The sequence below is a fragment of the Longimicrobium sp. genome (genome assembly GCF_035474595.1).
In the GTDB taxonomy this organism is placed as follows: Bacteria; Gemmatimonadota; Gemmatimonadetes; order Longimicrobiales; family Longimicrobiaceae; genus Longimicrobium.
On the sequence record NZ_DATIND010000069.1, the window covers coordinates 1 to 4684 of the forward strand.

The 4684-nt window shown below is 75.0% G+C and carries 1 protein-coding gene; it reads right to left on the reverse strand.

The genetic code is table 11. The features are described from left to right. A partial coding sequence (locus VLK66_RS12060; RefSeq protein ID WP_325309671.1) for a non-ribosomal peptide synthetase occupies positions 1–4684 on the reverse strand: 4684 nt, incomplete at both ends.

The window sequence follows — 4684 nt, forward strand, 5'->3', positions numbered from 1 at the left end:
CCGCAGCGCCGCCTCGATCTCGCCCGGCTCCACGCGGTAGCCGCGGATCTTCACCTGGCTGTCGGTGCGGCCCAGGATCATCAGGTCGCCGCCCTCCAGCCAGCGCGCGCGGTCGCCCGTGCGGTACATCCGCGCGCCGGCCCCGGCGAAGGGATCGGGGACGAACTTCTCCGCGCTCAGCGCCGGCCGGCCCAGGTAGCCGCGCGCCACCCCGGCCCCGCCGATGTACAGCTCGCCGGGGAGGCCGACGGGAACGGGATGGAGATGGGCGTCCAGCACGTAGAAGCGGAGGTTCTGGATGGGGCCGCCCACCGGAACCGGTCCGCTGCGGTGCTGGCCGTTCGGAAGCGCGTAGGCCGAGCAGCCGACCACCGTCTCCGTCGGCCCGTACTCGTTCATCAGCCGCACGTCCGGCGCGTTTTCCTGCCACCACACCGTGGTCTCGGCGGACAGGAAGTCGGCGCCGATCACCAGCGTCTTCGCCGCCCCGCGCGCCTCCTCGGGCGTGAGCAGCGGCGTCAGCAGGGAGAGATGGACGGGGGTGATCTTGATCAGCCCGTAGCCGGGCGCTCCGCGCAGCGCATCGGCCAGCGCCTCCACCGCGTTCTCCTCGGGGACGAGGTGCACGGGGTGGCCGGCGAAGAGGGGGAGGAGGTTGGTGATGGTGAGATCGACCGCCATCGACGAGAAGACGGGCGCGCCGCTCCCCGCATCCGCCCCGTAGGCACGGATTCCCCAGTCGATGTAGTTGGCGACACCCCGGTGGTGCATCGCCACGCCCTTGGGCCGCCCCGTGCTCCCCGAGGTGTAGATGACGTACGCCAGGTTCTCGGAGGTGACGCCGGTCGCGGGTGCGTCCGCGCTCTCGGCCGCGATCTCGCCCCACGCCGTGTCGACGGAGATGACGCGCACGCCGCCCAGGACCGGCAGCGCGTCCCGCAGCCGCTCCTGCGTCAGCACGGCGGCCACGGCGGAGTCCTCCAGCACGTAGCCGATGCGCTCCGCCGGGTGGGCGGGATCGACGGGGACGTAGGCACCGCCCGCCTTCATCACCCCCAGGATGGCCACCATCAGCTCCGGCGAGCGCTCCAGGCAGAGCCCCACGCGGACCTCCGGCCCGACTCCGAGCCGGATCAGGTGCCGTGCGAGGCGGTTCGCCCGCTCGTCCAGCTCGCGGTAGGTCAGGGTCCGGCCGGCGAAGACGACGGCCGGGGCCTCCGGCGTACGCTCCGCCTGCGCCTCGAAGAGCTGGTGGATGCAGCGCCCGGCGGGATACGGCGCCTCCGTGCGGTTCCACTCCTCCAGCACCCGCCGGCGCTCCGCTCCGCTCAGCAGCGTGAGCTCCGTCAGCGAACGGTCCACGTTCTCCGCCACTTGCTCCAGCAGCCGCCGCAGGTGCCCGAGCAGCCGCGCGGCGGTCGAGGCGTCGAAGCGGTTGGCGTCGTAGCTCAGCCGGAGCGGCAGCTCTTCGCCCGGGGCGGCCATCAGGGAGAGCGGATAGGTGTTCCACTCCACCATCCGCCCCTGCCCCGTCCGCAGCCGTGCGCCGGGCGTCTCCCCGCGCTCGACCGGGTGGTTCTCGAAGATGAAGTGACTCTCGAAGAGGGGGGTGCCGGGGGGGATGGCGCTCCATCCCTGCACCCGCGCCAGCGGCGTGTAGTCGTACTCGCGCGCCTCGGCCTGGGCGCGCTGCAGCTCGCCCAGCCACGCGCCCAGCCGGGCCGGGCCGCGCACCCGGACGCGCACGGGAAGGGTGTTGATGAACACCCCGACCATCTCCTCCACCCCCGGCACCCCGGCCGCGCGGCCGGAGACGGTGGTGCCGAACACCACGTCGTCCTCGCCGGCGTAGCGCGAGAGCAGCACCCCCCACGCGCCCTGCAGCACGGTGTTCAGCGTCACCTGGGCCCGGCGAGCGGCCTCCTCGAGGCCGCGCGCCAGCGCCGCGGGCAGGTCCAGGCTTTCGCGCGCGTGCCGCGGCTCCGCTCCGGGCTCCGCCGGTCGGTCCGCCGGCAGCGGCGTGGGCGATCCGAAGCCGGCGAGCACCCCGGTCCAGTACCGCTCCGCGGCCTCCACGTCGCGCCCCCGCAGCCAGGCGATGTGGTCGCGGTAGGGACGCGGGCGCCGGAGGTCCGCCGCTTCGCCCGTGCTCCACGCCTGGTACAGCGCCAGCACCTCGTTCCAGATCCGCGAGGCCGACCAGCCGTCGGTCAGCAGGTGGTGGTGGCTCCAGACGAACCAGTGCGCGCCGCCCGTCACCCGGAAGAGCGCGAACCGCATCAGCGGCGCTTCGTCGAGCGCGAAGCCGTTCGCGCGGTCCCCGGCCAGCCAGCGGTCCAGCGCCGCGTCCTGCTCCGCTTCCGGCAGGCCGGTCCAGTCCTCCACCCGCCACGGCAGCCGCACGGCGGCCTCCACCCGCTGCAGCGGAGCCCGCACCCCGCGCCAGACGAACGCGGTCCGCAGGATGGGGTGCCGGGCCACCACCTCGGCCCATGCGCGCCGGAAGAGGTCCGCCTCCAGGCTCCCTTCCAGGCGCCGCGCGACCTGCACCTGGTACGCCTGGGCGCCCGCGCCGGAGAGGGCGTGGAAGAGCATCCCCTCCTGCATGGGCGAGAGGGGATACAGGTCCTCGGCGCCGCCCCTCCCGGCCAGCAGCGCGTCCAGCTCCGCCTGCCCCAGCTCCGCCAGCGGAAAGTCCGACGGCGTGAACCCGCCCGCGCCCGGCTGGCGGCAATGGGCGATCAGCGCGCGGAGCGACCGGAGGAACGAGTCCGCCACCCGCTCGATGGTTTCGCGCCGGTGGGTCCCCTCGCCGTACGTCCAGCTCAGCCGCAGGCAGCCGTCGTGGACGCGCCCATCGATGGAGAGCAGGTAGGGCCGGCGGTTCTCCCCGGCCACGTCGCCCCCGCGCCGCCCCTCGGCGAAGCGGAACCGCCTCGCCAGGGAAAGCCCCTGGTCGAACCGTCCCAGGTAGTTGAACAGGATCTGGGGCTCCGCCTGCGCGGCGAGCCCGGCGCGCACGTCGGCGTCGGGCGACAGCCAGCGCAGCGCGCCATGCCCGATTCCGCGGTGCGGCACGGCGCGGAGCTGCTCCTTCACGCGCTTCAGCCGCTCGCCCGCCCCGGCCGCGCCCGAGGTGTCCAGCACCACCGGGTACACGCTGGTGAACCACCCCACCGTGCGCGTGAGGTCGGTCCCCGGGGCGATCTCTTCCTCGCGCCCGTGCCCTTCCAGGGCCAGGCGGACGCGCGGGCTCCCGGTCCACTCGCCCACCGCGCCGGCGAGCGCGCACAGCAGCACGTCGTTGATCTGCGTGCGGTACGCCGCCGGCACCTCCTGCAGCAGCGCGCGGGTCTCCTCCTCGTCCAGCCGCACCACGACCGTGCGCTGGCTCGCGACGGTGCGGCCGCCCTCGCCGTCCACCGGGAGCGGCGGCACCCCCTCCGGCCCCTGCGCCAGCCAGTAGCCGGCCTCCGCCCGCGCGCCCTCGCTGGCGGCGTACGCCTCCAGCGCAGCGGCCCACTGCTGGAACGAGGTGCCCTTCCCGCCCGGGTCGGGCGTCTCGCCGGCCTGGAGCTGCCCGCACGCGCGCTCCAGGTCTTCCCGCAGGATGCGCCAGGACACGCCGTCCACGGCCAGGTGGTGCAGCACCATCAGCAGCAGCGCCCCCCGCTCGCCCCGGTCGAAGAGGACCGCGCCGCCCAGCGGGCCGTGCTCCAGGTCCAGGCCCGCCTGCACCCGCCCGCCGATCGTCTCGATCGCCTGGTCCTGCTCGGCGGCGGCCAGCGAGGAGAGATCCACCCGCTCCAGCGCGACCCCCACCTCGTCGCCGTGCCGCTGCTCCCATCCCGCCCCGGTCCGCCGGAAGCGCAGGCGCAGCGCGTCGTGGTGCTCCAGCACCGCCGCGAGCGCCGCCTCCAGCGCGGCGGCGGGCACCCCGGCGTCCACGTTCAGCAGCATGGACTGGTTGTAGTGCGCCGGGCGCGCGTGGTCCTGCGCGAAGAACCAGGCCTGGATGGGGGTCAGCCGCACGCCGCCCGCGACCCGGCCCCGCTCCGCGGGGCGCTCCCCGGCCCGCGCCGCGCCGCCCGCCACCGCCGCCAGCTCCGCCAGGGTCTGGTGCTCGAAGATCTGCCGCGGGCTCAGCTCCAGCCCGGCGCGCCGTGCCCGGGTGACCACCTGGATGGAAAGGATGCTGTCGCCGCCCAGCTCGAAGAAGTTGTCGCCGGCGCCCACGCGCCCCGCACCCAGCACCTCGGCCCAGATCCCCGCCAGCACCTGTTCGGCCAACGTCGCGGGCGCCACGTAGCGCTCCGGCGCCGCGGCGTACTCCGGCGCGGGGAGGGTCTTCGGGTCCACCTTGCCGGTCGCCGTCCGGGGCAGCGAATCCAGCATCACGAAGGCGGCGGGAACCATGTAGTCCGGCACGCTCCGCCGCAGGTGCTCGCGCAGCGCGGCGGAATCCGCCCCTTCCGCCACCACGTACGCCACCAGCCGGCGGTCGCCGGGCACGTCCTCGCGGACGACGACCAGGCAGTTGGAGACCGCCTCGTGCCGCCGCAGCGCCGCCTCGATCTCGCCCGGCTCCACGCGGTAGCCGCGGATCTTCACCTGGCTGTCGGTGCGGCCCAGGATCATCAGGTCGCCGCCCTCCAGCCAGCGCGCGCGGTCGCCCGTGCGGTAC